The sequence below is a fragment of the Bacillus sp. SJZ110 genome (genome assembly GCF_006715455.1).
GTDB classification, from domain to species: Bacteria; Bacillota; Bacilli; order Bacillales; family Bacillaceae; genus Bacillus; species Bacillus subtilis.
Genome location: NZ_VFNF01000003.1, coordinates 275,289 through 294,524 on the forward strand (window position 1 = coordinate 275,289; position 19,236 = coordinate 294,524).

Here is a 19,236-nt window from a genome sequence, read left to right on the forward strand (position 1 = left end):
AGTACTGGTTTCTTTTTTATTTCTTTTTCATCAGCATCAAATCGAGATAGAGCTGGCACCGCGTTCTGAAATCGCTTAAATCGATCGACGTCATCTCAGTAATCTGTTTGATGCGGTAATTCAATGTATTTTGGTGAATAAAGAGCTGTTCTGCCGCTGGTTTTGTTTTGCAGTTGTTGAGGAGATAGATTTCCAAGGTTTTGAGCAGCTCAGTGCTGCTTTCTTCGTCTTTCGCTTTTAATAAAGCTAAATCTTTATTCTCGTATTCTAAAAATTCATTTTTCTGTTCGATGCTTTCTAAATAGCGGTAAATGCCGAGTTTGGCATATTCATATGGAATATTTTCCTGATTGCCAGTGATTTCTGCGGCTTTGATGACTTCAAGTGCTTCTGTGTAGCTCTTGCCAAGTTTTAATAGGTGATTATATTCGTTTCCGATACCGATATAAATAGGGGTAGGTATTTTCTGAAAGTGAAAATGTGTTAACAGCTTGTTAATAAACTCAGAAGCTGCTGAGGAGACGGAGCTTTTTTGGGAAAAACTCGCTACGACGATGACAATGTTTGATTCGATCGTTAAGACATGACTGACCTTATCCCGTAAATTCAGGTACGACCTGATATTTTCCTTTAAATCCTCTACCGCTTCCCCATCCCCATTTGCGGCGTGCAGGATAACAACTGAAAACATGGAAGGCAGCACGGTGTTGATCCTTTCAGCTTCCCGTCTGAGTTCCTTCTCAGAGGTAAATTGCTGATAGATCGCCCGTTTGATGAGATCCTCTGCTTTTTCTTCCTTTTCCTGTTTCAATTTATTCGTTTTATAAATGATTTTCCCGACATGGAAGGAGGTCTCGTACAAAAAGTCGAGCTCTTCATCCGTCAGATTTTGGTCCAGCTCCTGAATCCAGATGTAGCCCATGACTTCCCCTTTGTGCTTTGCACTCACGACCACCCTCTGGTTTAACCCAATGCTTTCAATTTTATTGACGCGAAAAGGCTCAGGCTCTGTTTTCAATTTTTCAATAATTCCGTCCTTCAGAAACCTCTCAAAAATCTGGACCGGACACTTTTTCGAAAAAATAGTCTGCTGGTTGGCAGAATCAAAATGGTTAATATAGTAAGAATTATAGGCTAACAAAAAGAAATCCGCGCTTTCCAGTATCACTGGCTTTTGCAGCTCATAGCTAATAAAATCAATCAGTTTATCAACATCTGAAAATGAAAAAACTCTCTCTAAAAGCTCTTCCATACCTTTTTCTCCTATACTTTTTTTACTTTAATCATATCCATACGGGGTCTTTTTGTATAGAAAAAAATACGTTTGTTTCCAAAAGAAAAAAATGGCCGCTTAAAAGGAGAAAAGAGGAAAAAGGGACAGCCCCTTCCTCCTCCTTTCGATCTTTATTGTGACATTGTATCTTGGTAGTCGTTGAACTGGTCTGTGACAGCTTGTGACGGAGCCTGCGTCAATATGCTGACAAAAAACACAGATAATAGACTCGCAGCAAAACCAGGTATCATTTCATACAGAAAGTCCGAAAGACCGGCATTCGCCCAAATGATTACAGTCGCTGCTCCCACAATCATGCCGGCGAGTGCCCCCCATTTGGTCATTCGTTTCCAAAACAGACTGAGCAGTACAACCGGCCCGAATGATGCACCGAAGCCCGCCCACGCGTAGCTGACCAATCCAAGGATAGTGTTATTTTTCTCCCAAGCCAGAACCAACGCGACAATTGAAACAGCCAGAACAGCCAGACGGCCTAAAAACACCAGCTCTTTATCTGAAGCTGAGCGTCTGAACATCGACTTATACAAATCTTCTACCAGAGAGCTTGATGTCACAAGCAGCTGAGAAGAAATGGTACTCATAATCGCAGCCAAAATCGCTGAAATCAGAAAACCCGTGATAATCGGATGAAACAAGATATTCCCTAATTGAATAAAAATCGTCTCTGGGTCCTTCAGTGTCATGCCGCGCTGATGGTAATAAGCGATTCCGCCCAAACCGGTCAGCACTGCGCCTACTGCAGACAAAATCATCCAGCCCATCCCGATTCTGCGCGCTCTTTTGATCTCTTTGACAGACGTGATCGCCATAAAACGCACAATAATATGCGGCTGGCCAAAGTATCCCAGCCCCCAGGCAAACAAAGAAATAATGCCAAGGACGCTCGTTCCTTTGAAAATATTAAACATATCAGGATCTACAGAGCGGATTTCAGCAACTGTATCACCTGCTCCTCCCGTGTGGAAAAACGTAACGATCGGCACAAGAATGAGTGCGGCAAACATAATGATCCCCTGAACAAAATCTGTCCAGCTGACTGCCAAAAAGCCGCCAAACAGGGTATATGCCACAACAACACCCGTCACAATCCACAGGCCGGTGTGATAATCCATCCCCAAGATGCTGTTGAATAAGACGCCGCCGGACACCATTCCGGACGATACATAAAACGTGAAAAAGACTAAAATGACAATTCCTGAAAACAGTCTGAGAAGCTTTGTTTGATCTCCGAAGCGATTTTCCAGGAATCCGGGAATTGTAATGGAATTCCCCGCTTTTTCAGTATAGGTTCTCAGCCGCGGTGCGACGTAAAGCCAGTTCGCCCACGCTCCAAGGCAAAGTCCGATGACGATCCAAGCGCCGCTCAGACCAGTAGAAAACATGGCGCCCGGAAGCCCCATTAGCAGCCAGCCGCTCATATCGGCAGCGCCGGCACTGAGAGCAGTTACTGCCGGACCCAAAGAGCGTCCTCCCAGCATGTAATCCGTCAGATTCGACGTACGCTTGTAAGCAAAGTAGCCGATTAGCAGCATTCCCGCCATATAAATACAAATCGAAATAATCAGCTGTGTGTTTTCTATGGCACTTCCTCCTCTTTTTTATAGTATATGGATGAAATGGACACCCCCGCAGGGAGGATGCCCATTTAGTCCCGCTTAGAACATTTCACTGATTGTTTTTGCTTGCATATGCAGAGCCAAGTAATCCGGCCCGCCTGCTTTTGAATCCGTTCCCGACATTTTGAAGCCGCCAAACGGATGGTAGCCGACGATAGCACCTGTACAGTTGCGGTTGAAGTATAGGTTTCCGACATGGAATTCCTGTTTCGCACGCTCGATGTGCTTGCGGTTGTTTGTGATAACCGCGCCTGTCAAACCATATTCAGTATTGTTTGCCACTTCTAAAGCTTCATCAAAGTCTGACACTTTACAAAATGCAACGACAGGTCCGAAAATTTCTTCCTGCATGAGTCTTGCTTTCGGATCAAGGTCAGCGAAGATCGTCGGTTTGATGAAGTATCCTTTCGAATCATCACCAGTACCGCCGCTTACTAAACGCCCTTCCTGTTTTCCGATCTCAATATAGCTCATAATTTTATCATAAGAACCTTGGTCAATGACAGGTCCCATATAAACATCTGCACTGTCAGGTTTAGCTGTTACTTTTGATTCCGTAATTTCAATGACACGCTCTAATACTTGATCATACACTTTTTCATGAACTACTGCACGTGAACCTGCAGAGCATTTTTGTCCCGCAAAGCCGAATGCTGAAGTAAAGATCGATTGAGCCGCTAATTCAATGTCCGCATCCTCATCGACAACAACCGTATCTTTACCGCCCATTTCAGCGATGACACGCTTTAAGTGCTGCTGGCCTGGCTGAACCTTCGCCGCGCGTTCGAAAATTCTCGTACCAACTTCTCTTGATCCCGTAAATGTGATAAGGCTTGTTTTCGGATGGTCAACAAGATAGTCGCCTACTTCCGCTCCGCTTCCCGGAACAAAGTTGACTACGCCTTTTGGCAATCCGGACTCTTCAAGCACCTCAACAAATTTTGCTGCAATAACAGGTGTAGCACTCGCAGGTTTCAGAACCACTGTGTTTCCAGTAACGATCGGCGCCACTGTTGTGCCTGCCATGATCGCAAACAAGAAGTTCCAAGGCGGGATAACGACTGTCACTCCAGTCGGCGTATATACATATTGGTTTTTCTCGCCTTCACGGCTGTTGACCGGTTTTCCTTTTGCCAGTTCGATCATTTGTCGTGCATAATACTCCATGAAGTCAATCGCTTCAGCCGTATCGGCATCCGCCTCGTTCCAAGGCTTTCCTGCTTCTTTCACAAGCAAAGCTGAGAATTCATGTTTTCTTCTGCGGACTTTGGCAGCAGCGCGGAACAGGACAGCCGCTCTCTCTTCTGGAGACGTGTATCTCCACTCTTCAAATGCTTTTGCAGCCGCTTGAATCGCTTGCTCAGCGTGCTCTTGAGAAGCTTTTGACACTCGGCCGACGACTTCTTCTTTATCAGCCGGGTTGATTGAAACGATTTTCGCTTCCGTTTCCACTCTCTCGCCGTTAATGACAAGCGGATAGTCTTTTCCTAAATATTCGCTTACTGTCGCAAGCGCTTTTTTAAACGCTTCCACGTTGTTTTGATCTTGGAAATTTGTGAATGGCTCGTGTTTGTAAGGTGTTGTCATGATAATCTCTCCTTTTTTACTTCTTTGTCATTCCTTTGAAAGCAAATGCAATGTTTGACGGACGTTCTGCAAGGCGTCTCATAAAGTAGCCGTACCAATCCTCGCCGTATGGCAGGTAGACTCTCATGTTATAACCTTCTTTTACGAGGCTGAGCTGGGTTTGCGACCGCATGCCGTACAGCATCTGAAATTCAAACTTGTCATTGGCAATGCCATGTTCCTTGGCAAGCTGCTTTGTAAAGTCGATCATTTTGTCGTCATGTGTGGCAATCGCTGTATAGTGACCGTTTAAGAGCTGCTTTCGGATGATTTTTTTGTAATTTTCATCGACATCGCTTTTCTCCGGGAAAGCTACTTTTTCTGATTCTTTATAAGCTCCTTTTACAAGGCGAAGGAACGGGTTTAAAGAATCCAAATCGTCAATGTCTTTTTCCGTCCGGTACAGATAGGCTTGCAGCACTGTGCTCACATGCTCGTATTTCTTTCTGAAATCTTTGAAAATATCAAGCGTTTTCTGGCATCTGACTTCGTCCTCCATGTCAATGGTGACCATGATTTTATGTTTCTCGGCCGTCTGAAGGATTTTTGTCATATTTTCATACACCAAATCCATATCTATATCCAAACCTAAAGACGTCATTTTTAAAGAAACGTGTGAGTTCAGCTCCTGATCCGCGATGGTCGCAATGGTTTGAATGCACTCTTCCGTACGCTCCCGTGCGACCTCGGCGCTGTTCACAAACTCGCCTAAATGATCGACAGTAACTGACAGGCCTTGGCTGTTAAGCTGTCGAATGGTCGGGATTGAACTGTTAAAGTCATTCCCGCCGATAATTTTACCCGCTGCTACCCGGCTTCCCCAGTTCCTCGCCATTTTATTGAGAAAGCCGCTTTTGGATAAAAATAAGAAAAAATCTCTTGTGATCACTTCCAACCTCAACACCCCGCAATCTAAGAAGTATTTGTATGAGTTTATTGTAAATGGACAAAACAGGCGTTCACAATATTCTCAAAATACAAAGATTCTGATTATTTTTGTGGATTTGCCACAATCAGATAGTTAGAAAGTCGGGGGGGATTCTGTCGAATAAAGCAGAAAAGGAAGCGACAAAAAACATCAGCTTCCTCCATCCTTCCACACTTCTTCAACCGTATTCAAAAGCAAACGGTTCAACTCAGGTGTCATATCTTTTTTCTCTGCCTTCAGTTCTTTTGCCGCTTCCATGATTCTTTCGATTTCCGTTTCAATGAATTGGTGAATAACATCGATTCTTGCTTCGAGGTCAAGCTCTTCCCCTCTTCTTTTCCGTTCAAGCAAGGTTTCCATTTCAGCCTTCAGTTCGGGTTCAGCAACAAGTTCATTCATCAAAACAGTAAAGTCCATTGGCGGTATGGTTCCGTGCTTTTCAATCCATTGGCAGGCCAAAATAGGCCGAAGAACGTAGAAGTACTTTTTAATTTTGACCTCTTGTCCTTGTAGATAATCCTTGACGTTCCTTCTCGCCATATTGATATAGTGATACACGCTTGCTTCAGGCTTAAATGCCTCCGTCCGCAGTTTTCTTAACTGCTCTGCGGTCGTAAATGCTTCATAATACACAATGTCTGAGGACAGCCATTCGAGGAGCGGAGGGTTTGACTTTTTGAAAAGCCGAAGCGTTTTTCTCAGCTCCCAGCCGCTGATATCCAGCAAATCGTGAATCGGTTCCTCAATGACATCACGCTCCTGCTCAATTGAAAAATACCACTCCTTTTTCGGCACATAAATAAAGCGGACGTCGTAATCACTATCCTGCGAGGGAAATCCCCATGCGCGGCTTCCTGACTCGACGGCATACACGATTTTAACTCCGTATGACTGCTCGATCCGTTTTAATTCATCAATGATTCTTTGTTTCATATCTATTCGTCTCCAGTCTGTTCTCATTCCGGCAGTTTGCAGAAAAAAACCGCCTGATGATATGCGCGGCGGCTTTTCACATTTATCAGCCTTTAAGATGCTGCTTAAAAAAAGCAAGTTTTTCCGTTTGAAAAGCAGGGATATACTCATGTCCGAAGTAGCGGTACACCTTCAGCTCTTTCTCTGTTTCCAAATGATTGTAGGCGGCAAACACGGTGGACGGCGGCGTGACCTTGTCAATCAGGCCGATTGACATCAGGACAGGCACCTTCACTCGGTCAGCGAGATTCATAATATCGAAATATGAAAGTGTCTTCATCGCCTGCACTTCTGTTTCCGGGCTGCCATTTCTTCTGAAGAAGGAATTGATTTCAAGGTACGGCTGTTCAAGCGCCACATCAATGGCCCGTTCGAAGTTGCTTAAATAAGGATAATCGGCAACCGCGGCTTTTGGAATGTCTGACAGCGCTGCTGCGGCAATGGTTAAACCTCCGCCTTGGCTTCCTCCTGTCACACCGATCCTTGTTTCATCAACCTCGTCGAAGCTGCTGATGACCTCAAGCGCGCGGACGGCGTCCAAATAAACACCGCGGTAATAGTATGTATCTTCATCCAGAATTCCTTTCGTCATCCAGCCCAAAGCGTGACCGTGCGGTGAAATACTCGTATCCTCGCTGCTCTGCTGGCCGCGGACAAGCATGCCGAATGCGGCGTAGCCATGGAGTGCCCAGTTTACCATTTCATGAATCTCACCATCATAGCTTGCATTGTAGCCATGATATTTCACGATCGCCGGATGCGGGCCTTCCTTGTCAGGCACCGCGTACCATCCGGTAATGCGGGCGTTTTCGAAGCTTTTATATGTGAGACGGTACACTTTTACTCCGTCAGCAGGATAGTCAACCGGCTGTAAATCAGGTTCTGCTTGGACTTTTGCAAGTTCCTCCAAAGACAATTTCCAAAACTCAGAAAAATCTTTCGGTGCTGTTTTTTCAGGCTTATATGTTTGCAATTGGTCGAGCGGCAGATCGAATAGTTGCATTTCCTATTATTCCCCTTTGTTTTATAGGATATAGTTTGTATTCCTATACTACCACGTTTCGGCTTTGTTTTCTAAATATTTTCATCTTTGTTTCCCAGACAGCCTTCATCAAACGTTTGTTTAAGACTTTCCCGGCTTAGTTCCATAAAGGCCCGGGCGGTCAGACTGACATAGCGGTTCTTTAAAAAGACGAAGACGAGGGTTCGTGATGGCGCGGATTGAATCGATAAATAGATCACACCCGGATCTTTATCCCTTCTGACCATATTCGGCGCCATTGTCACACCTAATCCGTTAGCCACAAGAGATTGGGCGGTTTCAATATGGCTTGTCTTAAAGGCGGCATTCGGCTTAAAGCCGCTTTCCGCACAGAGATCGAGAACTGTCCTGCGAAAGCCGAAGCCTTCTTTTAACAGAATAAATGGCACGTTCCTTACCATGTCAAGCGGCACACACGGCTGGTGTCCCTCATCTTCTTCCAGCGCTTTCTCAATCAGCGCGACCATTTCCGGCGGCATCCACCTTTGTTTTTCCTTCGGCACCGCGAGAACAATCGGTTCCGTGAGCAAGGGTATAATGGAGAGCCGTTCATCCTCGATCGGCAAGGATAAAACAGAAAGGTCAACTTCTCCCTTTGCCGTCATCTCCTCTAATGAAACCGGATCTTTTTCAACAAGCTGAACCTCCACATGAGGATAGCGCGCCAAAAACTGCTTCAGCAGCGGAGGAAAGAGATATCTCCCTGTTACAGCAGGAATCCCGATGGATAATTTATGACCGATTCCCTGTGATCGCTCCTGCATTTCCCGAAGCAAATCATCTCTGGAACGAATGATGTCCTCGGCTTTTTCAATGAAACGCCTGCCGTGGGGTGTCAGTGTAACAGAGCCATGAGATCTGTGAAAAAGGGTAAGCCCCAGCTCAGCCTCAAGCTTTTTGATTTGCTGGCTGAGAGACGGCTGTGCGATATGAAGATGTTCCGCCGCCTTTGTAAAGCTTTGGCGCCGGGCAATTTCCGCTGCATATTCCATCACTTTAATATCCATTTCAGCCTCCATAGGTTGAACCTATCGTTTTCATCATTTTTATATCTTGGACGAATCATAACAGAAATTGCTAACATAATCCATATCATCATTTACGAAAAGAAGGAGCTGGTTCAAATGACAAATGAAACACCGTTTTCTAAAAACGCCGAGATGTATCGGGATGAAAAGGTATTTGCCGAGGGGGAAGATTTGGGGTTGATGATCAAAACAGCGGAATGCCGGGCAGAGCATCGGGTGCTGGATATCGGAGCGGGCGCCGGCCATACGGCCCTGGCATTTTCTCCTTATGTACAGGAGTGCATCGGTGTTGATGCGACGAAAGAGATGGTTGAGGTTGCGTCCTCCTTCGCGCAAGAAAAAGGAGCTGAAAACGTACGCTTTCAGCAAGGAACGGCAGAGTCACTCCCCTTCCCCGACGATTCATTTGACATCATCACCTGCCGATACGCAGCCCACCATTTTTCAGATGTCCGCAAAGCTGTCAGAGAGGTTGCACGCGTACTAAAACAGGACGGACGTTTTCTCTTAGTTGATCATTACGCGCCTGAAGATCCCGTTCTTGATGAGTTTGTCAATCATTTGAACCGGCTTCGAGACCCTTCCCATGTTCGTGAAAGCTCATTATCAGAATGGCAGGCGATGTTCAGCGCCAATCAACTGGCCTATCAAGACATCCAAAAGTGGAATTTGCCGATTCAATACGATAGCTGGATCAAACGAGGCGGAACCCCCGCTGACCGAGAAAAACAAATCATTACCCACTTGAATCACGCATCAGACGAAGCACGCGACACGTTCTGTATTACATTGAACCAAAACGGACAGCCCATCTCCTTTTGTTTAAAAGCGATTTTGATACAAGGGATAAAACGATAAAAAAAGCCGTGCGCTGCGCACGGCTTTTTACATCGGCTGATAAAGATCCCAGCCAATTTTTAATGTCTCAACAATGTAATCGGCAACCTCTTCCGGGGAAAGGTTGTCTGTTGCCACTTTTGAATTGTGCTTGTCATAAATGACTTTTCTTTCGTTAAACAGCTGTTCCATTTCATCCATTGAACGGTTATGCAGTACAGGGCGGCTTTCGATCAATAAATCCGCGCGCTGCTTCCAGTTCTCCCATGACAGGTCCAGATGAAGCACGAGACAGTTTTCCAGACAGCAATTCCTGATTTCTTCTTGTTTAAAAGATCCCCCGCCCAGAGATACGATTTTGAATCGTTTATGATGGCAGATGTCTAAAATATATTCCTTCTCCGTTTTCCGGAAAAAGTCTTCTCCCTTTTTCTCAAATATCTCAGGAATTGACATATTGAAATCCTTTTCGATCTGCTGGTCAATATCAATAAAATCTCTATATAATTTTTTAGCGACCAATTGGCCGATTGTTGTTTTTCCTACACCCATGAATCCGATCAGGACGATATTTCTTTCTCTTACTGGGATGGCTCGTTTAGCGTTCATCTTCGGCGAAATCCTCCTAAGGAATGAAATTTTATATTCATTATATGCTTATTTAGCGAATATTTATATAGATACCGGCTTTACCGGTCAAGCTTATAGTGCGCTTTGTTGTTTAGCCATTTTTGCCTGAATGACATTCATTGTACAACATTTCCCCAGGTATTTTAATACTTCGACGCAAAAAAGCATTAAAACCTTCCGCCTTTATTGTTTTTCCAGCTGACTCTTCGATGGAAGGGTCTTTTTCTGTATGATAAATAGGAAGGGAGAAATGGCGATGATCATTTGGATAAACGGGGCATTCGGTTCCGGAAAAACACAAACAGCCTTCGAACTGCACAGAAGGCTGAACCCATCTTACGTGTATGATCCCGAGAAAATGGGTTTTGCGCTGCGCTCCATGGTGCCGCAGGAGATCGCAAAGGACGATTTTCAAAGCTATCCTTTATGGCGGGCGTTCAATTACAGTTTGCTAGCTTCTCTGACAGATACATACCGCGGCATCATTATTGTGCCTATGACGATTGTACATCCTGAATACTTCAATGAGATCATCGGCAGGCTCAGACAGGAAGGAAGGATCGTTCACCACTTTACATTAATGGCTTCAAAGGAAACCTTGTTAAAAAGGCTGCGCACCAGAGCAGAAGGAAAAAACTCATGGGCCGCCAAACAAATTGACCGCTGCGTTGAAGGTTTATCATCACCCATTTTTGAGGACCACATTCAAACAGACAACCTGTCGATTCAGGATGTGGCAGAGAACATTGCCGCGAGAGCCGAACTCCCATTAGATCCTGATACGAGAGGCAGCCTCCGAAGGTTCACCGACAGATTAATGATAAAGCTGAATCATATCCGCATCAAATAAAGCTTCTGTACACGACAAAAGCCCGCTCCGAGAGCGGGCTTTCTTCAACTTATTTCCACCAGTCATCAAACATAGACGCCGGAACCTGGCGTTTATGTTCAGTCATGCTGTAGCGTTTTTCCAGCGCTTCTGATACTTTCGCTGATACTTCTTTTCCTTCGAGATAATCGTCAATCTCGTCGTAGGAAATGCCAAGCTCTGTTTCATCCGACTGCTGCGGTTTTTCGTCGAGCAGATCGGCAGTCGGTTCTTTTAAGTATAAGCGTTCCGGTGCACCCAGCTCTTTCAGCAGGGTTCTTCCCTGGCGCTTCGTCAAGCCTGTCAGCGGCAGGAGGTCTGCTCCGCCGTCACCGTACTTCGTAAAGAAACCAGTCACTGCTTCAGCAGCATGGTCTGTTCCTAACACAAGAAGGCCTTCCTGGCCGCCGATCGCGTATTGCGCGATCATTCTTGTTCTTGCTTTTACGTTTCCTTTATTAAAGTCAGTCAGCTGATCGCCTGTTTCCTGCTGATACTGATCAGAAAAAGCGCTGACTGTTGATTTAATATCAAACTTCCATGATTTATCCGGCTTAATAAACTTCAAAGCAAGCTGGGCATCGTCTTCATCCTGCTGTGTGCCATGCGGAAGACGGACCGCGATAAATTGAGCGTCTCCGCCCTCCTCGCGAATGCTCTCCACCGCAATCTGAGCGAGTCTTCCCGCAAGTGTTGAATCCTGGCCGCCGCTGATTCCCAATACAAAGCCTTTAGCACCAGTTTTCTTTACATATTGTTTTAAAAAATTGACTCGGTCCTCAATTTCTTGCTTTGGATCAATTGAGGGCTTCACATGTAACTCACGCATAATCTTTTCCTGCATGCTCATCCCAATCATTCCTCCTGTACATTTTCCCTTGTTACTGATCATTTCCCCAAATCAATGAAAATGAATCATGACTGTTATGTATCCCTATTAAATATAGCACAGGTCTTCATTCACAGTGAACAAGAGAGATCAGCTGACTTCAACCCGTATGGATGTCACACTGTCGCCATTGCATTTCCCTTTTTCAATCGGGCAGGAAGAAAACGCGACAATTAAATCCATCTCCGCCCTGAGCCTTACATAATCTCCGGCATTCGAAAGCGGCGTTTCCACAGACAGATTCCCTTTCTCATCAAGGACAGTATTCATAAAAATCGCAAATGGGTAATGCATGTGAGGCTTCGGTACGCCAAACTGCTCAAGCGCACGGTTCATATTGTCATAGCACGTATCCTGAAACTCATCCTTTTGCTTCCCATATAAGAGCCTGTTCATATCAGGACGGCAGGCGGGCAGCAGCAGATCATGCTTGCCGACCGTATCTTCAATCAGGGTTAACATCGGCTTATACAGGTTGGAGTAGAGATGGTCGTTGACCTTCACATGAATGGAGTGATTGGCGTCTATCGTCGCTCCCTGATCAAGGTGTTCATAAAAATCCTTGGCATGGTATGCGACAAAATCAGCCACCTGCTGCCCTTCTACATCAACCACCTTTAAAATCTGCCCCTTTTTCAGCTTCAGCCCTAGCCCTTTTTTCGGCTCCACAATATATTGCTGTGTCATTGGTTTGCTCCTTTTTTCATTAGTATGAGCGTCCGCTTCCTTCTCCATGTAAAAAGAGGCAAAAATCCGATGTATATAAGCTTCGGACAGATCACAATCTAACCTTAGATAAAAGGGGTTGAATAAATAATGAGCCAAACAAAAAAAGACCAGCCAAAAGGGAATCTGGCTTGGTGGCAGCTGTCACTGATCGGAGTCGGCTGCACGATTGGAACAGGCTTCTTTCTCGGTTCCAGCATCGCAATTGTAAAAAGCGGTTTTTCCGTTCTCCTTTCATTTCTGATCGCAGGGATCGGTACGTATTTTGTCTTTGAACAGCTCGCCAAGCTGTCGGCGAAGCAGCCGGAAAAGGGCTCGTTTTGTGCGTATGCCCGAAAAGCATTCGGCAAATGGGCAGGCTTCAGCAACGGCTGGGTGTACTGGACATCAGAAATGCTGATTACCGGAAGCCAGCTGACAGCCATTTCGCTCTTTACGAAGCATTGGTTTCCTCAAGTGCCGCTATGGGTGTTTGCCTCAATCTACGCAGTACTGGGGCTCCTTATTATTTTCACCGGCCTGTCCGTCTTTGAAAAAACAGAAAACGTGCTGGCAGTCATTAAAACAGCTGCTATTTTTATGTTTATTGTCATTGCCATCCTGGCTTTATGCGGTATCCTGTCCGGCGGAAATCATGGCATACATGTTCCAAATAAGACGAGTGAGTTTTTCCCATACGGCGCCATGGGGCTGTGGACAGGTTTAATCTACGCGTTTTACGCTTTTGGCGGAATTGAGGTCATGGGGCTGATGGCGGTTCACTTAAAAAAACCTGAGGAAGCGTCTAAATCAGGGAAACTGATGCTGGCGACGCTGGCGATTATTTATATCATTTCAATCGGGCTTGCTCTGCTTTTGGTTCCGTTACACACGTTTACTGAACAGGACAGTCCGTTCATTACGTCATTAAAAGGATATAACCTTGAGATCATCCTTGATATATTTAACGGGATTTTCATCATCGCAGGGTTCTCGACCCTTGTCGCTTCGCTATTTGCGGTTACGACATTGCTTTGTACAATGGCTGATGACGGCGACGCGCCGAAATGCTTTACTCTAAAGGAAGGCAAAAAAATATGCTGGCCGGCACTTGGGCTGACGTTTGCGGGGCTTGTCCTCTCCATTATTCTGTCGTTAGTGCTGCCTAAAAACATTTATGAGCATATGACAACAGCTGCGGGGCTTATGCTTTTATACACTTGGCTGTTTATCCTGTTCTCCAGCAAAAAGCTGACTGATCCCGAGGGCATGGGAAAAACGCAAATTTATTTAGCGATGGTTCTGATTGCTGCAGCTGTGTCCGGTACATTGTTTGAAAAATCAAGCCGGCCCGGTTTTTTCGTCAGCATAGGTTTTCTCGTGATTATCGCCATCGTTACCATGATCTATCAAAAAAAGCAGGGTCATAAAGATCGCCCTGCCAGTCCTTGATTTATTTCATTTTGTTGAACATGTTCTTTAAATAAGAAAACGGGCACTTCGATACCTGTTTTTCGTCATCACGGAGGAAATACTGCTTCCATTCACGATTATCTTTTCCTCCGTACCAGCCTAATTGCGGGTGAATCGGAGCCTGATCATAGGCCTCTAAACGAGATCGGATCAGCCTGCTCATGTTACGGCCAAATGCAGTAGATCCATTTAGGTCATCAAACACCCACCTTGGCTGAAACGTGATCATAAAAAAAGGAAAGCTCCGGCTTCTTCTTGCCTCGTGCCCCGGTGTAGCGCACAGAATGAAATACGGCTCGCCGTCAAAACAAAACTCCCATTTATAATGCTCAGGATCGGCCGGAATGTCTTCCGGCCATTCTTTTTCGTCTTGATGACTCAGTCTATTTAAAAAGCGCCAAAACAGCTCTTCATACGCTTCAATCGAATAATGCTCCGCCAAATCTTCCGGTGTATCAAACAACACAACGAGGGATGCGTATTTTCCCGTGTCCCGCGATATCTTGCCGTACTCCGCAAGCAACGGAGCCAGTTCCTCCGCTGTGCGGTTTTCCCGCGGATCTCCGGCAAAAGCAATCCGAAGCTGATCAGTCAGAAACGCCTGGCGTCCGGGAATGCACGGAAATGTATCCGCGTCGTCCCCCAGAGTTTCTGCCAGCAGCTCAAAAGCGATTCTTTGCCATTCAGGAAGCTCTTCCTGAATACGTTCCAGAAAACTTTTGGTGTAAATCCCATTCACCATTGATCCACCTCCAGTATCATCTGGATACTATATTAAAACTGGAAGCGGCAGGTGACTGTCCTTCATGAATCAGCCCAATAACTGTTTGATGCCCTGATAACCAAAGTAAAAGCCAAACACAAGGAGGGATACACCGGCGATTCCAGTCAATCCTCTCAATAGCTTTTCATGAAGCAGGTTTCTGAACGTACTGGCTGTGATAGCCATGCAGAAATCCCAGATTAAAATGCCGATCATGATGCCGGAGCTATAGATTAGAAGCTGATTCATATTGTAGGCCTCTGCTGTTTTCGCAAGAATGCTTCCGTAAATTCCAAGCCAAAAAAGGATGCTCAATGGGTTTGACAATGAAATGAGGAAACCCGATGCGAATGTTTTCCTGTATGACGGTTTCCCCCGCGAGCTTCGCACATCCATCGGTTCTCTGACGTTTTTCAGCGTTTCAATTCCGGTATAGGTCAGGACAAAAAAGCCGAACAGCCACAAAAACGTTTTTACAAATGGAGCGGTCAAGAACTGTGACAGCCCGAAATAGATAAAAAGCATGTACAGCCCATCCGCTGTCATGGCGCCTAAACCGAAAATCCATGCATGCCAAAAACCGTTTTTAATTCCTTTGTCTATTTGCGCCGCATTCACTGGCCCCACAGGCGCAGACAAGGACAGTCCCAGCACAATATAGCTCAAAAAAATGTTCACCGGCCCGTACTCCCTTCTTATGTATCTTGTACAATTTATTCGGGAAAGGGCCAAGCTATGCACAAATTCACTTACTGTTTCAGACGTTCAAGCTCTTCCTCCATAATATCGGCGGCTTTGCCTACAAAACTGAAAATGAGTTCCAGCTCCTCTTCCGTATATTCGCGGCACAAATCCATCGTTGACTCAGACAGAGGACGGAACAAATCCTTTATATGTTTTTTCGAAGCAGTCAAAGGGACGATTACGACTCTCCTGCGATCGTTCGGGTCCTTTTCACGAGCCACATACCCCGCTTTTTCCAGCCGGTCAACAAGCGCCGTGACGGAACCCGTGCTGAGGCCGGTTTTTTTCCCCAGTTCTCCGGCCGTCATCGGACCTGCTTCATTTAAAATGTCAGCTGATTTCAAATCGGTAGGAAACAGACCGAGAGCTTGAGCGGCTGCCTGATGAAACAGAACCGTTCTTGTGCCCAGTTTTCGAAAAAGCTGAACAGCAGTCTTTTCCAACTCACTTCTGGAATTTCTTGTTGACAACTGACAGTCCTCCCTATAAAATCGAGTTTATCTTGATAATCGAGATATTCAATGATCAAACTATTATCATGATATCAGAACTTACATAGAAAAGTAAGAGGAGGTAGAACAAATGGACACAACAACAGCAAAACAGGCTTCCACCAAATTTGTGGTCCTCGGTCTCCTGCTGGGCATCTTGATGTCTGCAATGGACAATACGATTGTTGCCACCGCGATGGGCAATATCGTAGCCGATCTTGGAAGCTTCGATAAATTTGCCTGGGTGACGGCATCCTATATGGTGGCGGTTATGGCTGGCATGCCGATTTACGGCAAGCTTTCCGATATGTACGGCCGAAAACGTTTTTTCCTGTTTGGACTTATTTTTTTCTTAATCGGTTCGGCTTTATGCGGGATTGCCCAGACGATGAATCAGCTGATCATCTTCCGGGCCATTCAAGGGATCGGAGGCGGCGCGCTCCTGCCGATTGCCTTTACCATTATCTTTGATTTGTTTCCGCCGGAAAAACGCGGAAAAATGTCCGGCATGTTCGGTGCTGTATTTGGATTATCCAGTGTTCTTGGTCCGCTCTTAGGCGCGATCATTACAGATTCGATCAGCTGGCACTGGGTGTTTTACATCAATGTGCCGATCGGCGCATTGTCATTGTTTTTCATTATTCGCTACTACAAAGAATCTCTGGAGCACAGAAAGCAGAAAATAGACTGGGGCGGCGCGATTACCTTAGTCGTATCCATTGTATGCCTGATGTTCGCCCTTGAGCTTGGCGGCAAAACATACGATTGGAATTCCATTCAGATCATCGGGCTGTTTATTGTATTCGCCGTTTTCTTCATTGCCTTTTTTATTGTGGAGAGAAAAGCAGAAGAGCCGATTATTTCTTTCTGGATGTTTAAGAACCGCTTGTTTGCCACAGCACAGATTCTCGCTTTCCTGTATGGCGGAACATTTATTATTTTAGCGGTATTTATTCCGATTTTCGTTCAGGCGGTCTACGGCAGCTCGGCGACAAGCGCGGGCTTCATTCTGACGCCGATGATGATTGGATCAGTCATCGGAAGCATGATCGGCGGAATCTTCCAAACGAAGGCAAGCTTCCGCAATTTGATGCTGATATCTGTTATAGCTTTCTTTATCGGTATGCTGCTTCTTTCCAATATGACGCCTGACACAGCACGTGTATGGCTGACAGTCTTTATGATGATTTCAGGCTTTGGTGTAGGCTTTAACTTCTCCCTGCTGCCGGCGGCATCGATGAATGATCTTGAACCTCGCTTTCGGGGAACGGCAAACTCTACAAATTCATTTTTGCGATCATTTGGCATGACCTTAGGCGTCACCATTTTCGGAACGGTGCAAACAAACGTATTCACGAACAAGCTGAGTGACGCCTTCAGCGGTATGAAAGGCTCAGCGGGATCAGGTGCTGCGCAAAATATTGGCGACCCGCAGGAGATATTCCAAGCGGGAACACGTTCCCAGATTCCTGATGCGATCCTGAATCGCATTATTGACGCGATGTCATCAAGTATTACGTATGTCTTTTTGCTCGCTTTGATTCCAATTGTCCTCGCGGCGGTTACCATTTTATTTATGGGGAAAGCCAGAGTAAAAACAACAGCCGAAATGACAAAGAAAGCAAATTAACAGAAAAAAGCAGTACATGCTGGGCATGTACTGCTTTTTTCTATTACACTCCAAATCTTGCAAGAATAAACGTCCATATACAAATGATCAATAACAGAATCAGGCTGTACGCCACTGTCCTTTTAAACAGTTTAGATTCCTTGCCTGTTTGGCCTACCGCTGCGGCAGCGATGGCGATAGATTGAGGAGAAACAAGTTTCGCCATGACACCGCCCGCCGTATTTGCGGCTAACAGCAAGTCTGAACCCGCACCGATCTGCGCTCCGGTGACAACCTGCAAATGGCCGAACAAAGCATTATTGCTGACAACAGAACCGGTGATGAACACGCCAATCCAGCCAAGAACAGGACTGACAAACGGGAACAGGTCTCCTGTTTTCGCCAATGCTAACCCAATTGAAGAGCTGAGCCCTGCGAAGTTGGCCAGATTGGCAAACCCCATCACGAAGCAGATCGTCATAATCGGCACCCACAGCTCTTTTCCTGTCTCCTTCAGGGAAGCAAAGGCATCCCGGGAGGAGAACTTTTTGCTGAACAGCCCTGTCACGATGACCGCCGCTAAAATCGCTGTACCAGTCGCTGACAGCAGATCAACTTTAAAGACTGCATCTAACGGCATGGCAGATGGCGCAATCGGCGGCATTTTCATAATTTGCTGATGCAGAAAAGGCATTTTAAACAGGAGCGTTGATTGATATAACAGCCCGCCTTCTTGGAAAAGCGCTTTGAAGGCAGGAAGGCTCCAGATGGTGATCGCCGCAGTTAAAATGTAGAAAGGAGACCACGCTTTCGCAATGTCAGCGGCACGGTATGCCTTTTTCTCACCAGCATCGCCGGCCCCTTCCTCGCGGTAAATCTCTTTCGGCTGCCATTTGCGGAGGAAGAGGGCAAGCCCGCCCATGCTGAATAAGGCCGCCAAAATGTTTGCTAATTCCGGCCCGAGCACCGCCATTGTCAGTGTCTGAACCGCTGTATACCCACCGCTCACAACCAGAAGAGCGGGCCATGTCTGTTTGATTCCTTTCATTCGGTCTAATAAGAATACAAGCAGGAATGGTATTAAAAATGAGATCATCGGCAGTGTCCACATTAATGTCCGAGACAGCTCAAGAGCAGACAAATCACCAATCTGCGCCCCTGTGATGACAGGAATCCCAATCGCCCCAAAGGCTCCGGAGGCGGCGTTTGCAATCAAGCAGAGCGCCGCCGCTTTTAACGGTTTAAAACCAAGTTCGACGAGCAGCGCCGCACTAATCGCAATCGGAACACCAAAACCGGCCGCGCCTTCTAAAAACGCGTTAAAACAAAAACCAATTAATAATAGCTGTAATCGTTGGTCAGGCGAAATGCCGGCAATGCTGGACCGAATAATGGTAAATTTCCCGGTTTTCACTGCGATTTTATACAGCCACACCGCCATCAGGACGATGTAGCCAATAGGCCACAGCCCGCTCCCGATTCCTAACAAAACAGAAGAAATCGCTTTTTCAACCGGCATATGAAATGCCAAAACGGAGACGAAGAAACTGACGGCTAGGGTAAGAAATGCCGCAAGAATGCCTTTCATTTTCAAAACAGTTAAAGCCAAAAGAAAAAAGAGAATCGGAGTGAGCGCCACAAGTGCGCTCACATACTCGTTTCCAAACGGATCATACAACTGCTCCCACATTGACAATCAGCCCTTTACTCTAAAGTTGCGG

The 19,236-nt window shown here is 45.9% G+C and carries 18 protein-coding genes; 4 read left to right on the forward strand and 14 right to left on the reverse strand.

The genetic code is table 11. The annotated features are described in order from the left end of the window. Positions 1-16: 16 nt before the first annotated feature. The 7 genes from putR to FB592_RS11430 form a co-directional block, all read right to left on the reverse strand. Positions 17-1,252 carry a proline utilization transcriptional regulator PutR gene (gene putR, locus FB592_RS11400; protein WP_003234651.1) on the reverse strand — a complete coding sequence of 412 codons (1,236 nt, stop codon included), beginning with the start codon at positions 1,250-1,252 and terminating at the stop codon, positions 17-19. Between the two features lie 152 nt (positions 1,253-1,404). Then, positions 1,405-2,859, reverse strand: a complete 1,455-nt coding sequence (gene putP, locus FB592_RS11405) for a sodium/proline symporter PutP (protein WP_072175235.1) — start codon at positions 2,857-2,859, stop codon at positions 1,405-1,407. A gap of 90 nt (positions 2,860-2,949) precedes the next feature. Then, positions 2,950-4,497 carry an L-glutamate gamma-semialdehyde dehydrogenase gene (gene pruA / locus FB592_RS11410; RefSeq protein WP_003234655.1) on the reverse strand — a complete coding sequence of 516 codons (1,548 nt, stop codon included), beginning with the start codon at positions 4,495-4,497 and terminating at the stop codon, positions 2,950-2,952. A 16-nt stretch (positions 4,498-4,513) separates the two neighbouring features. Beyond that, complete coding sequence (putB, locus tag FB592_RS11415; RefSeq protein WP_003246421.1) at positions 4,514-5,425, reverse strand: proline dehydrogenase PutB; 912 nt, start codon at positions 5,423-5,425, stop codon at positions 4,514-4,516. Between the two features lie 189 nt (positions 5,426-5,614). Next, positions 5,615-6,397, reverse strand: a complete 783-nt coding sequence (locus FB592_RS11420; protein WP_031315677.1) for a nucleotidyltransferase domain-containing protein — start codon at positions 6,395-6,397, stop codon at positions 5,615-5,617. Between the two features lie 85 nt (positions 6,398-6,482). After that, a complete protein-coding gene (gene cah / locus FB592_RS11425) occupies positions 6,483-7,439 on the reverse strand; it encodes a cephalosporin C deacetylase (protein ID WP_021481842.1) in 957 nt (318 codons plus the stop codon). A 71-nt stretch (positions 7,440-7,510) separates the two neighbouring features. Then, positions 7,511-8,485 (reverse strand): LysR family transcriptional regulator, encoded by a 975-nt coding sequence (locus tag FB592_RS11430; RefSeq protein WP_021481843.1) that lies wholly within the window; start codon positions 8,483-8,485, stop codon positions 7,511-7,513. Positions 8,486-8,602: 117 nt separating this feature from the next. Between FB592_RS11430 and FB592_RS11435 the strand changes: the two genes are divergently transcribed. Then, positions 8,603-9,364 carry a class I SAM-dependent methyltransferase gene (locus tag FB592_RS11435; protein ID WP_021481844.1) on the forward strand — a complete coding sequence of 254 codons (762 nt, stop codon included), beginning with the start codon at positions 8,603-8,605 and terminating at the stop codon, positions 9,362-9,364. Between the two features lie 27 nt (positions 9,365-9,391). Here FB592_RS11435 and FB592_RS11440 read toward each other — a convergent pair whose 3' ends face one another. Next, on the reverse strand, positions 9,392-9,952 hold the full coding sequence (locus tag FB592_RS11440) for a shikimate kinase (RefSeq protein WP_003246473.1): 561 nt from the start codon (positions 9,950-9,952) through the stop codon (positions 9,392-9,394). A gap of 277 nt (positions 9,953-10,229) precedes the next feature. Between FB592_RS11440 and tmrB the strand changes: the two genes are divergently transcribed. Continuing rightward, positions 10,230-10,823 carry a tunicamycin resistance ATP-binding TmrB gene (gene tmrB / locus FB592_RS11445; RefSeq protein ID WP_124073433.1) on the forward strand — a complete coding sequence of 198 codons (594 nt, stop codon included), beginning with the start codon at positions 10,230-10,232 and terminating at the stop codon, positions 10,821-10,823. A 49-nt stretch (positions 10,824-10,872) separates the two neighbouring features. On the opposite strand, the gene nadE is transcribed toward tmrB, so the two are convergent. Both nadE and FB592_RS11455 read right to left on the reverse strand, forming a co-directional pair. After that, positions 10,873-11,691 (reverse strand): ammonia-dependent NAD(+) synthetase, encoded by an 819-nt coding sequence (nadE, locus tag FB592_RS11450; RefSeq protein WP_049140243.1) that lies wholly within the window; start codon positions 11,689-11,691, stop codon positions 10,873-10,875. Between the two features lie 129 nt (positions 11,692-11,820). After that, positions 11,821-12,417: a DUF1989 domain-containing protein gene (locus tag FB592_RS11455; RefSeq protein WP_003246345.1), complete on the reverse strand. Its 597-nt coding sequence runs from the start codon at positions 12,415-12,417 to the stop codon at positions 11,821-11,823. Positions 12,418-12,546: 129 nt separating this feature from the next. Between FB592_RS11455 and FB592_RS11460 the strand changes: the two genes are divergently transcribed. Then, complete coding sequence (locus tag FB592_RS11460; protein WP_003246486.1) at positions 12,547-13,887, forward strand: amino acid permease; 1,341 nt, start codon at positions 12,547-12,549, stop codon at positions 13,885-13,887. 1 nt (position 13,888) lies between these two features. On the opposite strand, the gene FB592_RS11465 is transcribed toward FB592_RS11460, so the two are convergent. The 3 genes from FB592_RS11465 to FB592_RS11475 all read right to left on the reverse strand — a co-directional run bounded on the left by FB592_RS11465 (position 13,889) and on the right by FB592_RS11475 (position 15,885). Then, positions 13,889-14,650 carry a YqcI/YcgG family protein gene (locus FB592_RS11465; RefSeq protein WP_038828520.1) on the reverse strand — a complete coding sequence of 254 codons (762 nt, stop codon included), beginning with the start codon at positions 14,648-14,650 and terminating at the stop codon, positions 13,889-13,891. 69 nt (positions 14,651-14,719) lie between these two features. Beyond that, on the reverse strand, positions 14,720-15,349 hold the full coding sequence (locus tag FB592_RS11470) for a LysE family translocator (protein WP_003246469.1): 630 nt from the start codon (positions 15,347-15,349) through the stop codon (positions 14,720-14,722). A 71-nt stretch (positions 15,350-15,420) separates the two neighbouring features. Then, the gene (locus tag FB592_RS11475) at positions 15,421-15,885 is read right to left on the reverse strand and encodes a MarR family transcriptional regulator (protein ID WP_003246360.1); all 465 of its coding nucleotides are present in this window, start codon (positions 15,883-15,885) and stop codon (positions 15,421-15,423) included. Positions 15,886-15,997: 112 nt separating this feature from the next. Between FB592_RS11475 and bmr3 the strand changes: the two genes are divergently transcribed. Further along, on the forward strand, positions 15,998-17,536 hold the full coding sequence (gene bmr3, locus FB592_RS11480) for a multidrug efflux MFS transporter Bmr3 (RefSeq protein WP_003234681.1): 1,539 nt from the start codon (positions 15,998-16,000) through the stop codon (positions 17,534-17,536). Between the two features lie 43 nt (positions 17,537-17,579). On the opposite strand, the gene FB592_RS11485 is transcribed toward bmr3, so the two are convergent. Continuing rightward, positions 17,580-19,205, reverse strand: a complete 1,626-nt coding sequence (locus tag FB592_RS11485) for an L-lactate permease (RefSeq protein WP_101501840.1) — start codon at positions 19,203-19,205, stop codon at positions 17,580-17,582. Positions 19,206-19,236 lie beyond the last annotated feature (31 nt).